This window comes from Acinetobacter sp. AC1-2, from assembly GCF_016124155.1.
GTDB lineage: Bacteria > Pseudomonadota > Gammaproteobacteria > Pseudomonadales > Moraxellaceae > Acinetobacter > Acinetobacter calcoaceticus.
In genome coordinates this window covers 1,506,634-1,526,597 of sequence record NZ_JABFFO010000001.1, presented here as the reverse complement: position 1 = coordinate 1,526,597, position 19,964 = coordinate 1,506,634, and the positions used below count along the sequence as shown (strand labels likewise).

Annotated in this window: 20 protein-coding genes; 12 read left to right on the top strand and 8 right to left on the bottom strand. The window is 39.5% G+C overall.

The genetic code is table 11. The features are described from left to right. Positions 1 to 20 precede the first annotated feature (20 nt). Entirely contained in the window at positions 21 to 2,165 is a 2,145-nt protein-coding gene (gene katE, locus HL290_RS07100) for a catalase HPII (protein WP_198496027.1), read from the top strand. Positions 2,166 to 2,348: 183 nt separating this feature from the next. Here katE and HL290_RS07095 read toward each other — a convergent pair whose 3' ends face one another. Then, positions 2,349 to 2,582, bottom strand: coding sequence for a hypothetical protein (locus tag HL290_RS07095; RefSeq protein WP_003651181.1), 234 nt, complete (start codon positions 2,580 to 2,582; stop codon positions 2,349 to 2,351). Positions 2,583 to 2,869: 287 nt separating this feature from the next. On the opposite strand from HL290_RS07095, the gene HL290_RS07090 reads away from it, so the two are divergent. Continuing rightward, positions 2,870 to 3,481 carry a LexA family protein gene (locus HL290_RS07090; RefSeq protein ID WP_198496026.1) on the top strand — a complete coding sequence of 204 codons (612 nt, stop codon included), beginning with the start codon at positions 2,870 to 2,872 and terminating at the stop codon, positions 3,479 to 3,481. A 76-nt stretch (positions 3,482 to 3,557) separates the two neighbouring features. Here HL290_RS07090 and HL290_RS07085 read toward each other — a convergent pair whose 3' ends face one another. Then, on the bottom strand, positions 3,558 to 4,169 hold the full coding sequence (locus HL290_RS07085; protein ID WP_198496025.1) for a LysE family translocator: 612 nt from the start codon (positions 4,167 to 4,169) through the stop codon (positions 3,558 to 3,560). A 156-nt stretch (positions 4,170 to 4,325) separates the two neighbouring features. Here HL290_RS07085 and HL290_RS07080 point away from each other — a divergent pair, with 156 nt between their 5' ends. Further along, positions 4,326 to 4,781 (top strand): Lrp/AsnC family transcriptional regulator, encoded by a 456-nt coding sequence (locus HL290_RS07080; RefSeq protein WP_000376211.1) that lies wholly within the window; start codon positions 4,326 to 4,328, stop codon positions 4,779 to 4,781. 58 nt (positions 4,782 to 4,839) lie between these two features. On the opposite strand, the gene HL290_RS07075 is transcribed toward HL290_RS07080, so the two are convergent. After that, positions 4,840 to 6,456 (bottom strand): purine-cytosine permease family protein, encoded by a 1,617-nt coding sequence (locus HL290_RS07075; RefSeq protein ID WP_004642440.1) that lies wholly within the window; start codon positions 6,454 to 6,456, stop codon positions 4,840 to 4,842. Between the two features lie 195 nt (positions 6,457 to 6,651). Between HL290_RS07075 and HL290_RS07070 the strand changes: the two genes are divergently transcribed. Together HL290_RS07070 and HL290_RS07065 are read left to right on the top strand one after the other, a co-directional pair. Further along, complete coding sequence (locus tag HL290_RS07070) at positions 6,652 to 10,116, top strand: ATP-binding protein (protein ID WP_198496401.1); 3,465 nt, start codon at positions 6,652 to 6,654, stop codon at positions 10,114 to 10,116. Continuing rightward, on the top strand, positions 10,113 to 11,072 hold the full coding sequence (locus tag HL290_RS07065; RefSeq protein WP_127491417.1) for a response regulator transcription factor: 960 nt from the start codon (positions 10,113 to 10,115) through the stop codon (positions 11,070 to 11,072). The genes HL290_RS07070 and HL290_RS07065 overlap by 4 nt, the downstream gene beginning before the upstream one ends. A 45-nt stretch (positions 11,073 to 11,117) precedes the next feature. Here HL290_RS07065 and HL290_RS07060 read toward each other — a convergent pair whose 3' ends face one another. Beyond that, complete coding sequence (locus tag HL290_RS07060) at positions 11,118 to 12,188, bottom strand: alpha/beta hydrolase (RefSeq protein WP_198496024.1); 1,071 nt, start codon at positions 12,186 to 12,188, stop codon at positions 11,118 to 11,120. A gap of 45 nt (positions 12,189 to 12,233) precedes the next feature. Then, positions 12,234 to 12,710 (bottom strand): cyclophilin-like fold protein, encoded by a 477-nt coding sequence (locus HL290_RS07055; RefSeq protein ID WP_198496023.1) that lies wholly within the window; start codon positions 12,708 to 12,710, stop codon positions 12,234 to 12,236. A gap of 284 nt (positions 12,711 to 12,994) precedes the next feature. Here HL290_RS07055 and HL290_RS07050 point away from each other — a divergent pair, with 284 nt between their 5' ends. Next, the gene (locus tag HL290_RS07050; protein WP_198496022.1) at positions 12,995 to 13,885 is read left to right on the top strand and encodes a LysR family transcriptional regulator; all 891 of its coding nucleotides are present in this window, start codon (positions 12,995 to 12,997) and stop codon (positions 13,883 to 13,885) included. Here HL290_RS07050 and HL290_RS07045 read toward each other — a convergent pair. After that, positions 13,863 to 15,068, bottom strand: coding sequence for an MFS transporter (locus HL290_RS07045; RefSeq protein WP_198496021.1), 1,206 nt, complete (start codon positions 15,066 to 15,068; stop codon positions 13,863 to 13,865). The two genes, HL290_RS07050 and HL290_RS07045, sit on opposite strands and share 23 nt — an antisense overlap. A 261-nt stretch (positions 15,069 to 15,329) precedes the next feature. Here HL290_RS07045 and HL290_RS07040 point away from each other — a divergent pair, with 261 nt between their 5' ends. Beyond that, positions 15,330 to 15,614 carry a GNAT family N-acetyltransferase gene (locus HL290_RS07040; protein ID WP_004642449.1) on the top strand — a complete coding sequence of 95 codons (285 nt, stop codon included), beginning with the start codon at positions 15,330 to 15,332 and terminating at the stop codon, positions 15,612 to 15,614. Between the two features lie 107 nt (positions 15,615 to 15,721). Here HL290_RS07040 and HL290_RS07035 read toward each other — a convergent pair whose 3' ends face one another. Continuing rightward, positions 15,722 to 15,835: a hypothetical protein gene (locus HL290_RS07035; protein ID WP_080547582.1), complete on the bottom strand. Its 114-nt coding sequence runs from the start codon at positions 15,833 to 15,835 to the stop codon at positions 15,722 to 15,724. A 64-nt stretch (positions 15,836 to 15,899) separates the two neighbouring features. On the opposite strand from HL290_RS07035, the gene HL290_RS07030 reads away from it, so the two are divergent. The 5 genes from HL290_RS07030 to HL290_RS07010 all read left to right on the top strand — a co-directional run bounded on the left by HL290_RS07030 (position 15,900) and on the right by HL290_RS07010 (position 19,789). After that, on the top strand, positions 15,900 to 16,559 hold the full coding sequence (locus HL290_RS07030; protein ID WP_002114214.1) for an amino acid ABC transporter permease: 660 nt from the start codon (positions 15,900 to 15,902) through the stop codon (positions 16,557 to 16,559). Continuing rightward, on the top strand, positions 16,549 to 17,214 hold the full coding sequence (locus HL290_RS07025) for an amino acid ABC transporter permease (RefSeq protein WP_198496020.1): 666 nt from the start codon (positions 16,549 to 16,551) through the stop codon (positions 17,212 to 17,214). Before HL290_RS07030 ends, HL290_RS07025 begins: the two co-directional genes overlap by 11 nt. 2 nt (positions 17,215 to 17,216) lie before the next feature. Beyond that, on the top strand, positions 17,217 to 17,948 hold the full coding sequence (locus tag HL290_RS07020) for an amino acid ABC transporter ATP-binding protein (protein ID WP_198496019.1): 732 nt from the start codon (positions 17,217 to 17,219) through the stop codon (positions 17,946 to 17,948). A gap of 31 nt (positions 17,949 to 17,979) precedes the next feature. Then, positions 17,980 to 18,840 carry a transporter substrate-binding domain-containing protein gene (locus tag HL290_RS07015; protein ID WP_003651209.1) on the top strand — a complete coding sequence of 287 codons (861 nt, stop codon included), beginning with the start codon at positions 17,980 to 17,982 and terminating at the stop codon, positions 18,838 to 18,840. 82 nt (positions 18,841 to 18,922) lie between these two features. Beyond that, positions 18,923 to 19,789 (top strand): cysteine ABC transporter substrate-binding protein, encoded by an 867-nt coding sequence (locus HL290_RS07010; protein WP_198496018.1) that lies wholly within the window; start codon positions 18,923 to 18,925, stop codon positions 19,787 to 19,789. Positions 19,790 to 19,826: 37 nt separating this feature from the next. Here HL290_RS07010 and HL290_RS07005 read toward each other — a convergent pair whose 3' ends face one another. Beyond that, positions 19,827 to 19,946: a hypothetical protein gene (locus tag HL290_RS07005; protein ID WP_151744355.1), complete on the bottom strand. Its 120-nt coding sequence runs from the start codon at positions 19,944 to 19,946 to the stop codon at positions 19,827 to 19,829. Positions 19,947 to 19,964 lie beyond the last annotated feature (18 nt).

Sequence of the window (19,964 nt, the reverse complement as noted above, 5' to 3'; positions counted from 1 at the left end):
TTAACTTTAAAACATAGGTAATGAACATGACTGATAACGTTAAATTAACAAATAAAACAAGTGAAATGGCTGGCGCTGATGAGGCAAACAAAGCCAATACTACTCAAAAAACTGAACAATTAGACACAGTAAGAGATGATGCTACAAATCAGGCTTTAACCACAAATCAGGGGGTTAAAATTGCTGATAACCAAAATAGTTTAAAAGCAGGAACGCGCGGATCAACATTATTAGAAGATTTTATCTTACGAGAAAAGATTACCCATTTTGACCATGAACGAATTCCAGAGCGTATTGTGCATGCTCGTGGCGTAGGAGCTCACGGTTATTTTCAGGCTTATGAAGGTAATGAACGCCTAACAAAAGCGGGTTTTTTAACGGATCCATCTATTCAAACTCCAATTTTTGTACGTTTCTCGACTGTACAAGGGCCGCGTGGTTCAGCTGATACTGTTCGTGATATTCGTGGATTTGCTATTAAATTTTATACCCAAGAAGGCAACTTCGATTTGGTCGGCAATAATGCTCCAGTTTTCTTTGTACAAGATGGTATTAAGTTCCCTGACTTTGTACATGCGGTAAAACCTGAACCAGATACTGAAATGCCTACTGGAGGGAGCGCCCATGATACATTTTGGGACTTTGTGTCTTTAGTACCAGAGTCAGCACATGCTGTGATTTGGGCCATGTCTGATCGTGCTATTCCTCGTAATTTACGTTCAATTCAAGGCTTTGGTGTGCATACCTTCCGTTTAATTAATGCTGAAGGTAAAGCTCATTTTGTTAAGTTTCACTGGACCCCTAAACAAGGCTTAAGTGCTCTGGTTTGGGATGAGGCACAAAAACTTGCAGGTAAAGATCCTGATTTCCATCGTCGAGATCTTTACGAAGCCATTGAGCAAGGCGTATATCCTGAATGGGAATTAGGGGTGCAAATTGTCGCAGAAGAAGATGAAATGAAGTTCGATTTCGACTTACTTGACCCAACAAAAATTATTCCTGAAGAATTAGTTCCTGTCACACCTATTGGCCGTTTTGTTTTAAATCGAAATGTTGATAATTTCTTTGCTGAAACAGAGCAGGTTGCTTTCTGTCCGGGGCATATTGTACCGGGTATTGATTTTACAAATGATCCCTTATTACAGGCACGACTATTCTCATATACGGATACACAGTTAAGTCGTTTAGGCGGACCGAATTTCCATCAAATACCAATTAATAAACCTGTATGCCCATTCCATAACAATCAACGCGATGGTATTCATCAGCATACCATTCATAAAGGGCAAGCTTCTTATCAACCAAATTCAATTGATGGGAACTGGCCGGTTGAGACACCTCCGGCGGCAGAAAATGGTGGATTTGAAAGTTACTATGAACGAGTGAGTGGTCAAAAGATTCGTGAAAGAAGTGAATCTTTTTCAGATCATTTTTCTCAGCCGCGTCTTTACTACAAGAGCCTTGCACCTCATGAGCAGAAACATGTGGTCGATGCGTATACCTTTGAACTCAGTAAGGTAAAAAGAAAATATATTCGTGAACGTCAGGTCCAACAAATTTTGGCGAATATCGACCTTGATTTGGCACGTCAAGTGGGAGCAAATCTAGGTATAGAAGTACCTGATCTTAGCCTCGATTTTAAACCTCAATCCGTTGAAAAATCGGCTAAGTTATCCATGCTCGCTTTCCCGCCAGCCGATATTAAAGGCCGAAAAATAGCCGTACTTATCCATAATCTGGTGAAGTCTGATGCATTAGAAACCATTAAGAACTGGGCAGTTAAGGAAGGGGCTGTTGTTCATTTATTAGCACCGAGTTTAGCACCAGTTAAAGATCATCAAGACAAAGTTATTGCGGCTGATGGTATGCAAATGGCAGAACCATCAATTGCTTATGATGCGGTGATTATTCCCGATGGTGATAATTTAAATACGGTGATACAAGATGGTGTAACTCGTCATTACATATTAGAAGCCTATAAACATTTAAAACCAGTCGTTTTTTTAGGTAATAAATCTGACCTACTTGACCCGCTTAATTTGGTTGCAGATGAAGGTACTCTAATAGAAGATGAATTTAAGCATATTTCAGAGAAGCTTAAAAACTTGCTTAAAGCTCATCGAGTTTGGTCGAGGGAGCAAATAGCTCAGCACGTTCCAGCTTAAAGTAAAAGTCCTGAAGGTTAAAACTTTCAGGGCTTTTTTATATCGTAGCCGCAGTCGTGACGATGATTATAATGTCCGTGGACAAAATTCACGAAATCAGAAACGCGATGCCTCTGGACGGTTTACGTCTTAAGCATAGCGCTTTAAAAACAAAGGAGGTTTAGCCTCCTTTGTTTTAATATTTTATTGGGGGAGAGGTTGTAGCCCTTTTACAATATCAAGATATTCAGAGCCATTTAACCAAAAAGATTTTTTTAAAAATAGGGTGGTCATAATACTTTCTGCTGCTTCACTTTCCGGATTTTCACAGAAAATTCCATAGCTTTCGCCTAATACCGCATCATTTTCAATGAGGCGGATATAGTAAGCATGTTGCTCATTTGCATAACCTAAAACTGCATCACGTTGATTTTTCATTTCGCATGTCTCCATACCAAAAAACTGAATTTAACTAGAATGTTAAATGTTCAGAATCTCATTTGATAAAAATCATAAAACAGTCAGTAATCAGGACTATCCCATAATAGGTTTTGATTTTCTTCAAATTGCCATTTTGATTTAAACATCCCTGTTAAAAGCAAAATGGATTAAAATCTGATCATGGGATTTATTGTTATGCAAAAAAAATATTTCGTCAACTTGAAAATGTAACTTTTTCAAGTTACATTGTCTGTGTAGGATTTGAACGGTGAAATGGAGGCGAGATGTCAAAGAAAAACGAGTTTGAGCATGGCGGTGCCCGTAAAAATGCTGGTCGTAAAGCACAGTTCAATGAACCCACAAAAGTGATTCGTGTTCCAGAATCTCAAGTGAACTTTATCAAAAATTGGTTACTGAATAATGTCAAAACCGACAACCGGACAGATTTTAGCTCAAAATTGAAGGTTCAACAGGTCCATGCAAATAACGATAAAATTTACCATATTCCTTTAGCTACTGAACGTGTTGCTGCGGGTTTTCCTTCGCCAGCGCAAGATGATATTGAGCAAGCACTCGATTTAAATGAATATTTAATTAGAAATGAAAATGCCACCTTTATTGTCAAAGCCAATTCTTTATCAATGTTAGACGCTGGAATTGATATTGACGATCCGCTTATTGTGGATCGTAGTCTTCCCGCTAAATCTGGGGATATCGTAATTGCGCTTATTGACAATGATTTCACTGTTAAGCGCTTAATGATTGATAATAATTACCACCCACCTAAAATTTGGCTAAAAGCTGAAAACTCCGATTATCAGAATATTTATATTGAAGAAGGGCAAGAACTGGTCATTTGGGGAGTCGTGACTTATAACCTTAAACGAATGAGATAAGGCGTTGCTTTCATATTTTATGGTTTTAGTTACTGATCCGAGATAGGGACCAGTAACTCTAAGCTAAGTAATATTTTTAAATTTGCCCAATCAATAAACATGTGGCGATGATTACCATAAGACCACCTGAAAACCGTCCTACTAAGCGTGCTGCCTGTGGTCTGCTTTTTAGAATAGCTTGTGAACCGTAACCTACCATTAAGTAAATAATCGCGCAGCTAATCATGTGGACAACACCAAAGGCAATAATTTGCGTAGTCACCGTCCATGATGCAGTGGTGTCAATAAATTGAGGAAGCAAGGCTAAAAAGAGTAGAAAAACTTTCGGGTTTAAGCCACTCACATAAACGCCTTTTGTTGCCCAGCTTAACCATGATTGCGCTTTTTCAGACTCAGACTGATTTGGAGTAGGAGGGGTAAGTAATAAATTTATTCCCATCCATAATAAATAAGCAGAACCCGCAACAGTAAGAATCATCAGAGCCGTCGGGTTATTTGCTACAAGCAGACCAACACCAGCCGCTACCAATAAAATCGTAATAAAGTGCCCCAATAGCATACCTGCAACGGCAGGTACGACCACTTTACCTTTAATTCCTGCCGAGATGGCATAGGCCCAGTCTGCCCCTGGAGTAATAATAAAAAGAATGGAGACACTCCAAAATGCAATAAAAATGTTAAAAGCCATATGCTTATCTCGGCAAAATATTTTCCAAAGGTTTCGTTCGTGGTTTAGAAAAAATTCCTATTTATTCGAACTTGTTGAAAATAATATGCTCATGTATTTAGAATGTGCTTTTAAATGTTTGCTCATATCACACTCATTTGGGGTAAATTTTTCTAAATGGATCGCACGGATAAAAAGATTCTTGCTGAATTGCAATTAAATGGCCGATTATCTATTACTGAATTGGCAGAAAAAGTAGGCTTAAGCATTTCACCATGTCATCGACGAGTGAAGGCTTTAGAGGAGTCAGGAGCCATCAAAGGCTATCGGGCAGAACTCGACCCGAATTTAGTAGGTTTTGAGTTTTCAGCGATTGTTTTTATTACGCTTAAAGAAGGTGATAAGCAGGCAGTTGAGAAGTTTGAAAATGCCGTGATTGATATTCCACAAATCATTCAGGCCCAGCGCTTATTTGGTGAGCCAGACTATTTGCTGCATGTGGTAGCAAAAGATTTACCCGCTTTTCAACGGCTATATGATGAAAAGTTATCGGCTATTCCGAGTGTGCAACGACTCATCTCAACCATTGTGATGAAAGATGTCGTGCCTGAACGTTTATTTCCGATTGGCTAAAATCTTTAGGGGTAAAAAAAGAAGCTTTAAAAAGCTTCTTTTTTAGTCTTAAGGATATTTAGGTATCTAGTGTTTTACACAAAGAGCAGATGGTGCCGTTATGTTTATGAGAGAACATAATATCTGGACGCTCGTAACCTTCTTCACATACACGGCAGTGGTAAACTGTTGCAACTGGTGTACCTTCAGCGTCAAAACGTGGTTCTTTAATGCCGTCATCATGTGACTTGATGTAGTATTTTCCTTTGGTTAATAAACCCATGATTGGTGTTAATACAAAGGCAAGTACAAGCGCGATAAGCGGAGAGTAAGGCGCCAAGAAACTACCAAGTAATCCGAAGAATGCTGCGATTGATAGTCCTGCTGACACAAGGAACGCCACCATACCCACAGGGTTTACGTTGTAGAGCATGTCGCGGCGGTATTCCGGTTCTTTTGGTGAAAGCTTTAAAACATATTTGTTGATTGAAATGTCTGTTGCAACAACCACAACCCACGCAATCGCAAAGTTTGAATAGAACCCTAAGATTTTACCGAGTACTGCAAACATGTTGCCTTCCATTAAGGCAAGGGCAATTGCCAAGTTCACCATCACAAAGACAATACGACCCGGATAATGTTTGCTAATACGAGTGTAGGCACTTGTCCAAGCAAGAGAACCAGAGTAAGCATTGGTCACGTTAATTTTAATTTGAGAAATGACCACCAAAATAACCGCAAGTGTTAGAGCAGCCCAGCCCGGAAGCATGTCATGAAACGCTGCATTAAATTGTTGAACAGGTTCAGTACTGTTTACACCCGGTAATTTTGTTAATAAGTAGAAACCTAAAAATGCCCCAATAATTTGTTTGATTGCCCCTAAAATTACCCAACCTGGACCTGCTGAAATCACAGCAGCCCACCATGCTTTGCTATTTTCTTTTGTTTTAGCAGGCATGAAACGTAAGTAATCAATTTGCTCACCGATTTGCATAATCAAAGATAAACATATGCCAGCACCTAACATGATCGCGGCCATATCTACAGTCGCAAAACCCTCTTTACCTGTAAAAGTAGCAAACTGGCTGACTAAGGTGGGTTCTTGGTAAATCAGATAGGCCACAGGACCAATCATGAGAATGAGCCAAAGGGGAGTTGTCCATACTTGTAATTTACTCAAGGCCTTCATGCCGTAAATAACAAGCGGAATCACCATGACGGTTGAGATGAGATAGCCTGCCCAAAGCGGAATACCTAAACCGAGTAATAACCCTTGCGCCATGATTGAACCTTCAAGGGCAAAGAAAATAAATGTGAAACTGGCGAAAATGATACTGGTGAGGACTGATCCGATATAACCGAAACCTGCCCCACGGGTAATCAAGTCGAGGTCGATGTTATAACGTGCTGCGTAGTAGGCAAGAGGAATACCGGTTAAGAAGATAATAATTGCTGCAAATAAAATGGAGAAAACCGCATTGGTTGTTCCATAAGACATACCAATACTGGCGCCAATAGAAAAGTCAGCAAGATAGGCAATACCACCAAGTGCAGTAATAGCAACAACTTTGGGGCTCCAGCGCCGAAAGCTATGTGGAGCATAACGTAAAGTATAATCTTCTAAGGTTTCATTCACTGCTTTTTGTGAATCTGTACCTTGCACAGTGTCCAGATTTGGATGTTCAGATACACTCATAACATCAATCTCCCAATCATTTTCGGTCAATCAACACAAATATTGATCATTGTTTTTTGATGAATTTGAGTGTGTGATTTTTGATGAAAATTGGAAATACGTTATTTTGCGTATATGTGCGTATTCGAGAAAATCGCCATGATAAATGACTTTTGGCATAAGGATTGCTGGGTTTAATGCAGCCACATGCCAAACATGAGTGTTATGCCAGATTCTTCACGCCCCCAACAAGCGCCACAACGTGTGATCAAAACGCGCCGTGAATATAATATTTGGGTGGCAGATGAAAGTATCGAAGATTATGCGCTCCGTTATGCGCCCACATCAGTACGTAAATGGTCGCCTTGGACCGTTACCAATACCGCAATTTCGACCGTTAGCTTCTTGGCTATGGAAGCCATCGGGGCGACCATGCTTTGGCAGTATGGCTTTAGCAATGCGCTGTGGGCGGCAATAGTCGTATGTACCATCATATTTTTAACCAGTTGGCCGATTAGTTACTACGCTGCAAAATATAATGTAGATGTTGATTTGCTTACTCGTGGTGCAGGTTTTGGCTACATTGGCTCGACCATTACTTCTCTGATTTATGCCAGCTTTACCTTTATTTTACTTGCGTTTGAAGCCGCAATCATGGCGATGGCACTTGAGCTTGCCCTTGGCATTCCACAAGTTGTTGGTTACTTAATTTCTGCATTGGTGATTTTACCTTTAGTGGTCAAAGGTATTGGTTTTATTAATAAAGTTCAGGCAATCACGCAGCCAATCTGGCTCTTGTTGCTGTTGTTGCCGTGGTTTTTTGTACTGTGGAAACAGCCACAAATTTTAAGTAGTAGCCTGCATTTTGTTGGTGCGGTTTCAAACTCAACTGATTTTAATCTGTATTACTTTGGTGCAGCGTGCACTCTTATTTTTTCATTTGTGATCCAAATTGGTGAGCAAGCCGACTATTTACGCTTCTTACCGCAACAAGAAAAAAATAGAACTGCGTGGCGTTTTGCTGTTTTTTTAGGTGGTCCATCTTGGATTATTTTTGGTTTTCTCAAAGTTTTGATGGGCATGTTGCTGATGGTTTTAGCCTTTCAGCTGTTGATTCCTGTCTCTGAACTAGACAATCCGACGTATTTATATTGGGTTGCCTATCAACAATTTATTCCAAATCCTCAGATTGCTTTAATCCTGACTTTAGCACTGGTTTGCTTGGCGCAAATTAAAATTAATATGACCAATGCTTATGCTGGCTCATTGGCATGGTCAAACTTTTTTGCCCGTTTGACTCATAGCCATCCAGGGCGAATTGTTTGGCTTCTTTTTAACGTTTTTATTGCCATTGTTTTGATGGAAATGGGCATTAGCCATGCGGTCGAGCGCATTTTGGGGCTATATAGCAATGTCGCTTTGGCATGGATTGGTGCTGTTGTTGCCGATTTAATTATCTGTAAACCTTTAGGTTTAAGTCCGAAGGGAATTGAATTTCGCCGTGCTTATTTATATGACATTAACCCCGTTGGTGTGGGAGCCTTACTGATTGCTTCAGTTTTATCGATGCTTAGCTATTTGGGCTTTTTTGGATTAATGGCGAAAGGCTTGGCAAGTTTTATAGCCTTGGGAAGTGCGATGCTATGTGTTCCTATCATTGCTTACTTAACCAAAGGCAAATATTACATTGCACGCCAGCCTGAAAAAATTCAGGCAACTTCGGTTGCAAACTGTGTTGTATGTGAACGGGACTATGAACTCGCTGATATGGCAGGTTGCCCAGCCTATAACGGTACGATTTGTTCTTTATGTTGTTCACTTGAAGCACGCTGCCATGATTTATGTAAGCCTGATGCTCGTTGGTCGGTGCAACTTAAAAAAGCCATCTGGCATTATTTACCAGAACGCTGGGCCAGCCGTTTAAATAGTCGGGTCAGTTTATATTTATTACTGACTTTAGGGCTGTCTATTGTTTTGGCGGTGAGTTTAAGTCTGGGTTATATCCAAGAAAAAACATATCTGGAAACGATTAATGCTGAAGGAGTTCCTCAGCTATTTACACTATTTGTCAAAATTTACACCATCTTGTTTTTATTAATGAGTGTTGCTGCATGGTGGTTGGTACTAAACGATGAAAGCCGCCGTAATGCTGAAATCGAGACACATCAACAAACAGCGTTATTGATTGATGAAATTGCTGCTCATGAAGTCACCTCAAAAGACTTGCAAGATGCCAGAATTTCAGCAGAACGGGCAAATGACGCAAAAAGCCGTTATGTCATTGGCATTAGCCACGAACTACGAACACCTCTAAATAGTATTTTAGGCTATAGCCAATTGCTTCAAAAACAAGAGCAGCTTTCGGAACAAGGCAAAATGGCGCTCGGGGTGATTAGTCGTAGTGGGCAGCATTTAACTTCACTCATTGATGGTTTACTGGATTTAGCACGAATTGAGACAGGCAAAATTTCTTTAAATGTGGTGGATGTCCATTTCCCAAATTTTATAGAACAGATTATTCAAATGTTTCAGCCGCAGTTTGAACAGAAGAATTTACAGTTTATTTATGAAATTGGAGATAACCTGCCGCACTATGTCCGCACCGACAAAAAGCGCTTAGAGCAGGTACTGATTAATTTATTAGGCAATGCTTTAAAGTTTACGACGAGCGGCACAATAACTTTAAAAGTCGATTACCGCTTTCAAACGGCTTATTTTGAAATTAGAGATACAGGTTGTGGCATTGCAGAAGCGGATTTAGAGCGAATATTTAATCCGTTTGAACGAGGCAGTAATGTGGTTCAAGGTGGATTTACTGGAACAGGGCTAGGCCTACCAATTGTAAAATTATTGGTAGATTTACTTGGCGGGCAGCTATCTGTGAGTAGCCAGCTCAATCAAGGTTCACAGTTTAAAATTAAGTTTTATTTGCCTTCAAAAGAGGTGGTTCATCCAATTTCTAATGTTTACTCCAATCAGATTACGGGCTATCAAGGCGAGCGAAAACGAATTTTGGTTGTCGATAATGAAGCGGTTGACCGCGGCTTAGTTGCTAATTTTCTAAAACCTTTGGGTTTTATTATTGAAGAAGCCGAGTCGGGCATTGACTGTTTAAGACGTGTACCTATTTTTCAACCTAACCTGATTTTGATGGATTTAAATATGCCTTTGATGGGCGGCTGGGAAACTGCGCGGTTATTGCGCCAGAATAATATTACCAATGTGCCCATCTTAATTATTTCGGCCAATGCAGGTGAGCGTGAAGTCAATCCACAAGATGCAGTTTTAAGTGAAGACTTTATGCTAAAACCAATCGACCTCAATTTGTTGCTGAGTAAAATTGGAGATAAGTTAGGGTTGGTGTGGGCTGATTCTAAGTCCACATTAACCGAAGAAAATAATGAGGTTCAAGCACTTCATGTAAAGACGTATAAGCAAGAAAAAGTCACTGTTTATACACCAACAAGACAACCAGAAAATAATGGCCCACAAGATTTAACTCAAGCCTTGCAACAACTAGATGACTTGTTTGGACAAGGCTATATTCGAGGCATTCAACATGCTTTAACGCATTGTCGTCAAGATTTTCCGGAGCATGACGAGTTATGGGAACAGCTTGAACAGGCTATTCAGAAGTTTGATTTAAAACACGCCCAACGATTAATTCAGGATAAGCAATGAGTACGCAACATGTTTCTTTTCAGCAGGCTTCAACAACTGAGCAGGCTGTTATTCTGATTGTGGATGATGTACCGGAAAATCTGGGCTTGTTACATGAAAGTCTGGATCAGGCAGGGTATCGCGTGCTTGTAACAACGGATGGGTTGAGTGCAATTGAAATAGCACACCGATGCTTACCCGATATGATTTTGCTCGATGGCAATATGCCACATATGGATGGTTTTGAAAGTTGTATACAGCTTAAAGCAAGCCCAATTACTCAGTTTATTCCAGTCATTTTTATGACAGGCTTGTCGGAAACAGAGCATATAGTGCGTGGTTTTCAGGTGGGCGGGGTAGACTACGTAACCAAGCCACTGAATATTGAAGAAGTATTAGCAAGAGTAAAAACGCATTTGGCACATGCCAAACTGTTACAACAACAAAAACAGGTGATTGATGCAACTGAAACAGCAATTCTCGCGCTAGATGTTCAAGGTAAAATTGTTTGGAAAACCCAAAAAGCCAGTGATTTATTGAATCAATATTTGTCGGAAATAGAAGGCTTTGAGGCAGGTTTAAAAGCTTGGTTTTCAGACTTGGAACATGAAAAAGACCCAAAAAAATTAACCAGCTGTTCTTATTCAACGCCATCTCAGCAATTACAACTTTTATTACTCACGCCGTGGCAATCTGGCACAAGTGTGGCGAAAAATTATCTTATACAGATCAAGACTTCTACGCCTGCATTAGACGTCGCTGATATCTTAAAATATTGCCCACAGTTGACTCAGCGTGAAGCAGAAGTTATGCACTGGTTGTTATTAGGGAAAACCAATAAAGATATTGCGGAAATTTTGGAACTGAGCCCGCGGACGGTAAACAAACATTTAGAACATGTTTTTGAAAAGCTTTGTGTTGAAAATCGAACTGCGGCAGTGGCGCATATTAATAGTCTGGTGCAAGAGTTTCATTAAATAAATTTAAAAATAGAGGCCCGTTTTGAGCCTCTATCATCGCTATTACTTTAAGTTTTGTTTAAAGAAACTGGTCAATTTATCAAATGGAATAAGATTGACTCGATCATATAAATCAACATGTCCCGCACCTTTAACGTAGTAAAGCTCTTTTGGTTGGCCTGCGAGTTTATAAGCTTCTTCACTAAACTCTTTTGAATGAGCCTGATCACCAGTAATAAATAGCATTGGGCGTGGTGAGATGGTTTCAATATCGTTAAATGGATAGAAGTTTAAAAATTTGACATTACTTGTCAGTGTTGGATGCGTTGTAAGGTCTTTTGATGAACTTTTCGGCGTATATTCTCCGCGTGGGGTGCGATAAAAGTCATAAAATTCACGTTGGATCGGATGTGTATCTGCCGTTAACTCATGCGTAGTCCCACTAGTATATTTTGTTTCACCGCCTGTGAACTCGACATAACGTTGCGCAGCCGCTTCAGCAATAATTTGCTTTCTTTGCTCTAAGGTTTGTGAGTGACGTAAGCCATTGCGGTTCGCAGCTCCCATATCATACATGCTGACAGTGGCAATGGCCTTCATACGAGGGTCAATTTTTGCTGCGCTAATGACAAAACTTCCACTTCCGCAAATACCAAGTACACCAATACGTTCATGGTTAATAAAAGATTGTGTTCCTAAATAATCTACAGCCGCACTAAATGCTTCTGCGTAAATGTCAGGTGCAACTACATTTCTGGGTTGGCCTGCGCTTTCCCCCCAAAATGATTGATCAATCGCCAATGTTACAAAACCTTGTTCAGCCAGTTTCTGTGCATAAAGCATAGAGCTTTGTTCTTTCACGGCTCCCATTGGGTGACCAATTACAATGGCGGGGGCTTTTAGTTTTTTATTTAAGTTTTTGGGAATAACCAGATTACCGACTATATCCATGTTGTATTGATTTTTGAAAGTGACTTTCTGAATAGTCACTTGCTGGCTTTGATAAAAGTTATTTGCGCCGTTAGTCATGTCTGCTGCCATACCTGAGGTTGAAGAGAATAAACCAATTGTTGCAGCACAAATTGCCGCTGCTGTATGGGTTTTAAGCTTTTTAAACAAGGGAGATGTAGTCATGGATACCTCAATTTAAATAATTTGAATGGGTGAATTTGCTCATGCTTATTTCATTTGGGAAATTGAAATTTTGATGGGTTGTTTTTGCTTGAATTCTTGGGGAATAGCCTCAAGTTTCCCAAGCAAAATAAGACCATTTGCGTACCCAACAGTTGAGTCTTTATAGAAAAAAGCCAGATTACCCCAAGGGGCGTAATAGGTAAGATCACCAGCTTTTCCTGCATAGCCATTGGGTGCATTCTGTGTAGTTAGCTTGGTGGGTAGGTCGGCTATTTTTTCAGTAGAGTCATAATCTTTAAGGGTTAATGTCAACGGAAGCTGCTTGGCAAAATCTTGAACCGTCGGTGTCATGGGTAATGTTGCAAATAGTGGTTGCTTTGATCCCTCAATATCAATACGGATTTTCATCATCGATAACCTTTGTTGATTGTCGCCCGTAGGCCTTGTGGCATAAGAGATAGATATGGCTGAAAACGAGAAAAAGATGCTGAGTAAAGCGAGAAAAAACTTCTGAGTAGCCATATCGAAGAACCTCATTTCTTTAAGAGAACGAACTTAAATACAGTGAAGTTATTCAATTTCTAGCGTAAAGGTATGAGCTGAATTTATTAATTTTTGACAATAATAAAATCAGGCACTTTTATGCTTGAGCTCATCTAAATCTTGATGCTCACTGCTTGATATAGAGTTTAATGAATCTTCTTTATAATAATTAGCCTAAAAAACAAACATGGACTTATGAGCAATATTCATAAATAGTTTTATCATTTATAATTAAATTAAACCGTGAAAAGAGACAAAAGCAGATGATAAACAAAGAAAACTATAATGATCTTTATGCTTTTTTAATGGTGGCTCGAGAAGGGAGTTTTACGAAGGCCGCAGGAAAAATGGGAATTTCGCAGTCTGCGCTCAGCCATACCATTCGCGGTTTAGAAGAGCGCTTAGGAATGCTACTTCTGACCCGAACCACACGAAGCGTTTCACCGACAGCCGCGGGTGAAAGATTAAAGCAAACCATTAGCGCCAGCTTTGACCAGATTGATAATGAATTATCGCTTTTAACATCATTTCGGGATCAGCCCGCTGGTACGGTTCGTATTAATGCCAGTAGCCATGCGATACGGGAAGTTCTTATTCCAAAACTTGAAAAGATTGCTGGTGATTATCCTGATGTACAAGTTGAGCTAGCTGCCAATAGCGGTATGGTGGATATTGTTGCAGAGCGATTTGATGCTGGAGTTCGTTTTGGAAGTCGTGTAGCAGATGGCATGATTGCGGTACGTATTAGCGCAGATGTCAAAATGGCGGTGATTGCAACGCCCAAATATTTTGAGAAATATGGAATTCCTGCAACCCCCAAAGATTTAATCAATCATCAATGTATTGGCTATCGTTTAACGACTCAAGGCAGCATTTATGCATGGGAATTTATGAAGGATGGACAAGAAACAAAAATCAAAATCCAAGGACAATGGATATTTAATGAAAGCTACGACATTGTCGAGGCGGTTAGAGCTGGATTTGGATTGGCTTACATTCCGCAAGAACTGATCCAACAAGATCTCGATCAAGGCAAACTTGTTCAGGTATTGGATGAGTACAGTATCCAGTTTCCCGGATACCACCTGTACTATCCACATCGTAGACAGCTTTCGCCTGCATTAAGGTTGGTTATTGATGTGTTGCGTGAGTAGCACTTCGCCATGTAATAAGAGCAATGATAGCACCCAATAACAACACAATAGCGCTCATATAAAACGTAGCACTATAGCCTTGTGAGTCATATAGCAAGCCGCCTAAAGTTGCACCTAAAGTAATTGCAAATTGGATAATCGCAACCATCAAACCGCCACCAACCTCAGTATCTTGATGCAACGTTTGTGCAAGCCATGTGTTCCATGCGACAGGCGCCGAAGTTCCAATGAATCCCCATAATCCCATTAATATTGCGACCAACCACAAGTGCTGACCACCAAGCACGAAGGCATAAGCAATGCTTGCCATCATTAAAGGAATAAGGATGAGGTAGCGATAGACATGTTGATGAAGAATAAAACTAATCACGAATGTGCCAACTAAACCTGCGATACCTAATATGAGTAATAAAATGGATAACATGGCCGCATCGACATGACTGACGGTTTCTAGAAATGGGCGTAAGTAGGTAAATAGCGCAAATTGCCCCATAAATAGCAATAAAATCCCTGTCATGCCATAAAACACAATCGGACGTTTCAGTAGTCCAAATGGATTTTGTGACTTTTCAACAGACATAACTGCTGGAAGAGCGGGCATACTTTTAAATTGCCATACAAGCGCAATAATCGCGATAGGAACGATACAGAAGAACGCACCACGCCAGCCAATGATTGAACCTAGAAAACTTCCTAAAGGTGCGGCTATTGTGGTGGCTAAAGCATTGCCGCCATTTAATAGACCGAGTGCTTTGGGTACAGCTAAAGGAGGTACAAGTCTCATCACAATCGAAGTCGACATGGCCCAAAAACCACCAATCACTACACCTAAAATTGCACGACCCACCATGAATAAAGCAGCAGAGTGAGCAAATGTAATAAGCATGCCAGAAATGATCATGAGTAGGGTAAGTAACAGCATGATATGACGGCGATCCCATGTCTTAAATACACGGCTAATAGTTAAGCTGGTTACCACAGCAAAAATGCCTGAAATTGCGATTGCCTGACCGACTTGGCCTTCACTCATATTTAAATCTGAAGAGATTGGTGTGAGTAAACTTACGGGCATGAATTCTGAGGCAATTAATACTGCACAGCATAGTGACATTACAAATACAGCACCCCATGCAGGTGTGCTATTCTCATGTGTATCTTGCTCAATTTGATGGAAAGAAGACATAAAAGTTCCGACTTTAAAACCGTTAAATGTTCATAAAAGAAATGAACAAATCTGGTTGCAGAGCTTATCAGCAAGGGTTTGAAAGGATTAGGCCTAGAATTACGAATAGAATTATGAGTTTTATGCATGAATTGTCTTTAAAAAGCATACAGACTCGCTGCTAAAAACAGGCTATTTTTTTACACTTAGATTTGTTCTTATAGTTCAAGATATACAAAGTCATTTTTAAATAAATATGAGTCGTAAGAAGAGGAATTTATTGTGAATATTCAACAAAAAGATGATACAAAACACGGTAGCTTTAGTTTACTTGATGGTGAAACCGTTGCAGGTGAAATGACTTATACATGGGCAGGCGAAGGCATGCTGATTATTGATGCCACAGATGTGAATGAAAATTATCGGGGACAAGGCGTAGGTCGCCAATTACTTGATGCTTTAGTTGCTTTTGTTCGCGAAAAAGATGTGAAAGTGATTCCGCTTTGCCCTTATGCAAAATCGGTATTTGATAAAGATCCAAGCATTGGCGATGTCCTTAGAAAATAAGCAATAGACTGGAAGTTGTTTCATGAAAATCGGGCGTTGGTGTCCGATTTTTTTTATTGGTTTTTATTATATATGGACTGAGATGAACATGTTTTAAGCGGTTGTATTCAACTGATTTGAATGCTTTCGATTGCCAAATCGAATTTATCAAACTTATAGAAAAGCTTATCTAATAAAAATAGTTTTAGACCAATTGGGAAAAAAATAAACTCGGTACACAAATATTTGATCGCTGATTAAAGCTAAATATTTATAACGTTTTAATATTATTTTTTGGAATTTTCCTTGAACTGGCAGTATATCCATAGTGTGTTGCCGCAATTTTTCTCTGCAACTTTGACCACGCTGAAAATTTCAATTATCAGCATTATTCTGGCCATTATTGTAGGGCTGATTTGCAGCATTTTAATCACATATCGCGTGCGGGTACTAAATAGAATTGCCCAGTTCTATATTGAGTTATCTCGAAATACCCCTTTATTAATTCAACTATTCTTTTTGTATTACGGTTTGCCCAAACTTGGTATCAAAATCGATGGTTTTGCCTGTGGTGTGATCGGACTGACCTTTTTAGGTGGAAGCTATATGGCGGAAGCTTTTCGAGCGGGTCTACAATCTGTTGCAAAAGGGCAGATTGACTCTGCAAAAAGTATTGGTCTGCAACCGATTCAAATTTTTAGATATGTCATTTTTCCTCAAGCGCTTGCTATTTCAATTCCAGCAATTGGAGCAAATTGTTTATTTCTCATTAAAGAAAGTTCTGTTGTAAGTGCGATTGCTGTCGTTGAGCTGCTTTTTGTCACCAAAGACTTAATTGGCATGGACTATAAAACTACGGAAGCTTTGTTTTTATTAATCATGGCTTATCTGATTATTTTATTGCCCGTGTCTATTTTAACCAGTTATCTGGAACACAGAAGTCGGAAGGTGAGCCATGGAACTTGATTATTTATTTCAGGCGAGTCATCTCGAACGTTTAATGTGGGGACTCTGGGCAACCGCAAAAATTGCTTTTATTTCAGTATTTTTCTCTGCGATTTTAGGCACGATTTTAGGTGTCATTATGACTTCTAAAAACATAGTAATTAAAGCACTGTGCCGTGTTTATTTAGAAGCGATTCGAATCATTCCAATTTTAGTTTTGCTTTTTGTTTTTTATTTCGGCTTTGCGACATGGTTTAACTGGCAGTTTTCTGCGATGTGGGTGTGTGTTGTGGTGTTTGTTTTGTGGGGCACGGCTGAAATGGGCGATTTGGTCCGTGCAGCCATAACCTCGATCGATCAACATCAACGCGATTCGGCCTATGCGCTCGGACTGACTCATGTTCAAGCATTGGTCTATGTCATTTTTCCGCAAAGTCTAAAACGTGTAACACCAGGCGCAATTAATTTATTTACCCGAATGGTGAAAACCAGCTCTTTAGCAGTACTAATTGGTGTTGTTGAGGTCATAAAGGTGGGCCAGCAAATTATTGAAAATTCGCTGCTGACTGTGCCGAGCGCCTCGCTTTGGATTTATGGCTTTATTTTTATTTTGTATTTTCTGATTTGCTATCCCTTATCTCGTTTGGCGGCACATTTAGAAAAGGTCTGGGAGTAATTATGCCTTTGTTATCGATACAACAATTACAGAAATCATTTGCACAAAGTCATATTTTACAAGGTATTGATCTGGATGTAGAACAAGGAGAGGTGGTTGTTATTTTAGGGCCATCGGGCTGTGGTAAAAGTACCTTACTGCGCTGCATTAATGGCTTAGAACCGATTCAGGGTGGTGAAATCCGTTTAACTGGTTCAGGTGTTTTGGGTAAAGATGTTGACTGGACTAATGCTCGTCAAAAAATTGGCATGGTTTTTCAGAACTATGAGCTGTTTGGGCATATGAATGTGATTGACAATATTTTGCTCGGGCCACTCAAAGTGCAAAAACGCCGCCGTGATGAAGCTGAACAAGTTGCAGATGAGTTGTTAAAGCGAGTAGGACTCTTTGAACGAAAACTCGATTATCCGCGACAACTTTCTGGTGGACAAAAGCAGCGTATAGCCATTGTCCGTTCACTGGTCATGCAACCTAAAGTCATTTTGCTCGATGAAATTACAGCCGCACTTGACCCAGAAATGGTCAGAGAAGTGCTTGATGTAGTTTTGAAACTAGCCAATGAGGGGATGACCATGTTGATTGTGACTCATGAAATGTCCTTTGCCCGTAAGGTTGCTGACCGCATTATTTTTATGGATAAGGGCAAAATTATTGAACAGGCGCCACCTGAAGATTTTTTTGAACAGCCGAAAACAGAACGAGCTAAAACCTTTTTAAATATTTTGTCGTATTAAGTCTTTTATTATTTGAATCATGAGGAAGTGAATGTTTAAACGTAATTCAATAAAAATATTAAGCAGTATTGCTGTTGCTGGGGTGTTATTAACGGCATGTAGTAAAACGCCATCAACTGAGCAAGCAAGTAATACTCAAGAAGACCAGTCTTTAGAGCAAGTCAAAAAAAATGGGGTGTTGCGAGTTGCCGTTTTTGCTGATGATCCGCCGTTTGGTTATGTAGACAGTGCTGGCAATAATCAGGGCTTTGATGTGGCCTTAGCAAAACGAGTTACTAAAGATCTGCTTGGCGATGAAAAAAAAGTTGAGTTTATTGTGACTGAGGCTTCAAATCGGGTGGAGTTTTTAAAATCAAACCGTGCCGATGTTGTATTTGCGACATTTACAGTAACGCCTGAACGTAAGGAGGTTGTAGATTTTGCCGAGCCTTATTTAAAAGGTGCTTTCGGTATTGTCTCTCCTAAAGCCAAACCAATTACTGACATTGCTCAATTAGAAGGTAAAACGTTAATTGTAAATAAAGGCACCAGTTCAGATACCTATTTTACTAAGCACTATCCGAAAGTGAATTTACTGAAGTTTGAAAGAAATTCGGATGCGTTCAAAGCCTTGACTGATGGTCGTGGTGACGCAATTTCACAAGATAGTACTTATGCTTTGGCGTGGGCTGCGAAGAATCCAAGTTATGTGGCGGGTATCCAGTCTATTGGTGATCAAGAGTTTATTGCACCAGCAGTTAAAAAGGGTAATACCCAATTATTGAATTGGCTCAATACTGAAATTAAGCAGCTAAGAACAAGCGGTGAAATTAAGAAAATTTATGATGAAACCTTAAAACCAATTTATGGTGAATCGGTTAATCCTAATGTGTTTTTAGATGTAGGCCAATAATTTTCGATATCGCTGGAGCAGTGTCTAAAAGTAGGCACTGTGATTTTAAATAAGACTTTTACAAGAACGATAGGGTGAAATAATGACAACACTAACTTTACAAAATATAAAGCATGTCCTCGCTGCATCTTTGCTGAGTTTAGGTTTGGTTGCATGTGATAAAGGCACGCAATCTAATGAAAAAACAGCTGACAGCACTCAAACTGTGTCGAGTATTGAGCAGATTAAAAAGAATGGTGTCGTGCGTATTGGTGTATTTAGCGATAAACCGCCGTTTGGATATTTAGATGCTCAAGGTAAAAATCAGGGCTTCGATGTAGAGATTGCCAAGCATGTTGCTAAAGACTTGTTGGGTGATGAAAACAAGGTAGAGTTTGTTTTAACTGAAGCTGCAAATCGTGTCGAATATTTAAAAGCCAATAAAGTCGATATTATTTTTGCCAACTTTACAGTTACACCAGAACGTAAAGAAGTAGTCGATTTTGCTAAACCTTATTTAAAAGTTGCTTTGGGTGTGGTGTCTCCTAAAACTCATCCAATTACAGATATTGCTCAACTCAAAGACAAAACTTTGTTGGTGAACAAAGGCACTACGGCTGATTCATTCTTCACTAAGACTCATCCTGAAATTAAACTACAAAAATATGAGCAAAACACTGAAACCTTTGATGCTTTAAAAGATGGCCGTGGTGCTGCTTTAGCACATGACAACTTGCTGGTTTTAGCTTGGGCTAAAGAAAATCCAAATTACACTGTTGGCATTACCAATTTAGGTGAGCAGGACTTAATCGCACCGGCAGTGAAAAAAGGCGATAAAGAGTTATTGAACTGGTTGAATCAAGATTTAGAAAAATTGGCAAAAGAAGGTGTAATTCATCAGGCCTATGAAAAAACTTTAAAACCAGTCTATGGCGATACGATTAATCCAAAAGATTTATTGGTTGAATAATTCTAATAAAGAGGACTCTAGATAGTATTTGCTTGAGCTAGTATTCATCTACAGCCTGCCCATAATTTATAAAGATAATGTTTTTGCAATATTTTTTATAGATGGAAACAGTGGTCAGGTTCTGTAGATGACAAAGTTTTTTGGTTACTTTTTTCAAAAAAAGTAACAGAATTAG

Coding starts and splice junctions, on each gene's coding strand:
- HL290_RS07050 (WP_198496022.1), top strand. CDS start 12,995: ATGATAAACAAAGAAAACTATAATGATCTTTATGCTTTTTTAATGGTG.
- HL290_RS07090 (WP_198496026.1), top strand. CDS start 2,870: ATGTCAAAGAAAAACGAGTTTGAGCATGGCGGTGCCCGTAAAAATGCT.
- HL290_RS07085 (WP_198496025.1), bottom strand. CDS start 4,169: ATGGCTTTTAACATTTTTATTGCATTTTGGAGTGTCTCCATTCTTTTT.
- HL290_RS07010 (WP_198496018.1), top strand. CDS start 18,923: ATGACAACACTAACTTTACAAAATATAAAGCATGTCCTCGCTGCATCT.
- HL290_RS07045 (WP_198496021.1), bottom strand. CDS start 15,068: ATGTCTTCTTTCCATCAAATTGAGCAAGATACACATGAGAATAGCACA.
- HL290_RS07075 (WP_004642440.1), bottom strand. CDS start 6,456: ATGAGTGTATCTGAACATCCAAATCTGGACACTGTGCAAGGTACAGAT.
- HL290_RS07015 (WP_003651209.1), top strand. CDS start 17,980: ATGTTTAAACGTAATTCAATAAAAATATTAAGCAGTATTGCTGTTGCT.
- HL290_RS07065 (WP_127491417.1), top strand. CDS start 10,113: ATGAGTACGCAACATGTTTCTTTTCAGCAGGCTTCAACAACTGAGCAG.
- HL290_RS07055 (WP_198496023.1), bottom strand. CDS start 12,710: ATGGCTACTCAGAAGTTTTTTCTCGCTTTACTCAGCATCTTTTTCTCG.
- HL290_RS07025 (WP_198496020.1), top strand. CDS start 16,549: ATGGAACTTGATTATTTATTTCAGGCGAGTCATCTCGAACGTTTAATG.
- katE (WP_198496027.1), top strand. CDS start 21: ATGAACATGACTGATAACGTTAAATTAACAAATAAAACAAGTGAAATG.
- HL290_RS07080 (WP_000376211.1), top strand. CDS start 4,326: ATGGATCGCACGGATAAAAAGATTCTTGCTGAATTGCAATTAAATGGC.
- HL290_RS07060 (WP_198496024.1), bottom strand. CDS start 12,188: ATGACTACATCTCCCTTGTTTAAAAAGCTTAAAACCCATACAGCAGCG.
- HL290_RS07070 (WP_198496401.1), top strand. CDS start 6,652: ATGAGTGTTATGCCAGATTCTTCACGCCCCCAACAAGCGCCACAACGT.
- HL290_RS07020 (WP_198496019.1), top strand. CDS start 17,217: ATGCCTTTGTTATCGATACAACAATTACAGAAATCATTTGCACAAAGT.
- HL290_RS07095 (WP_003651181.1), bottom strand. CDS start 2,582: ATGAAAAATCAACGTGATGCAGTTTTAGGTTATGCAAATGAGCAACAT.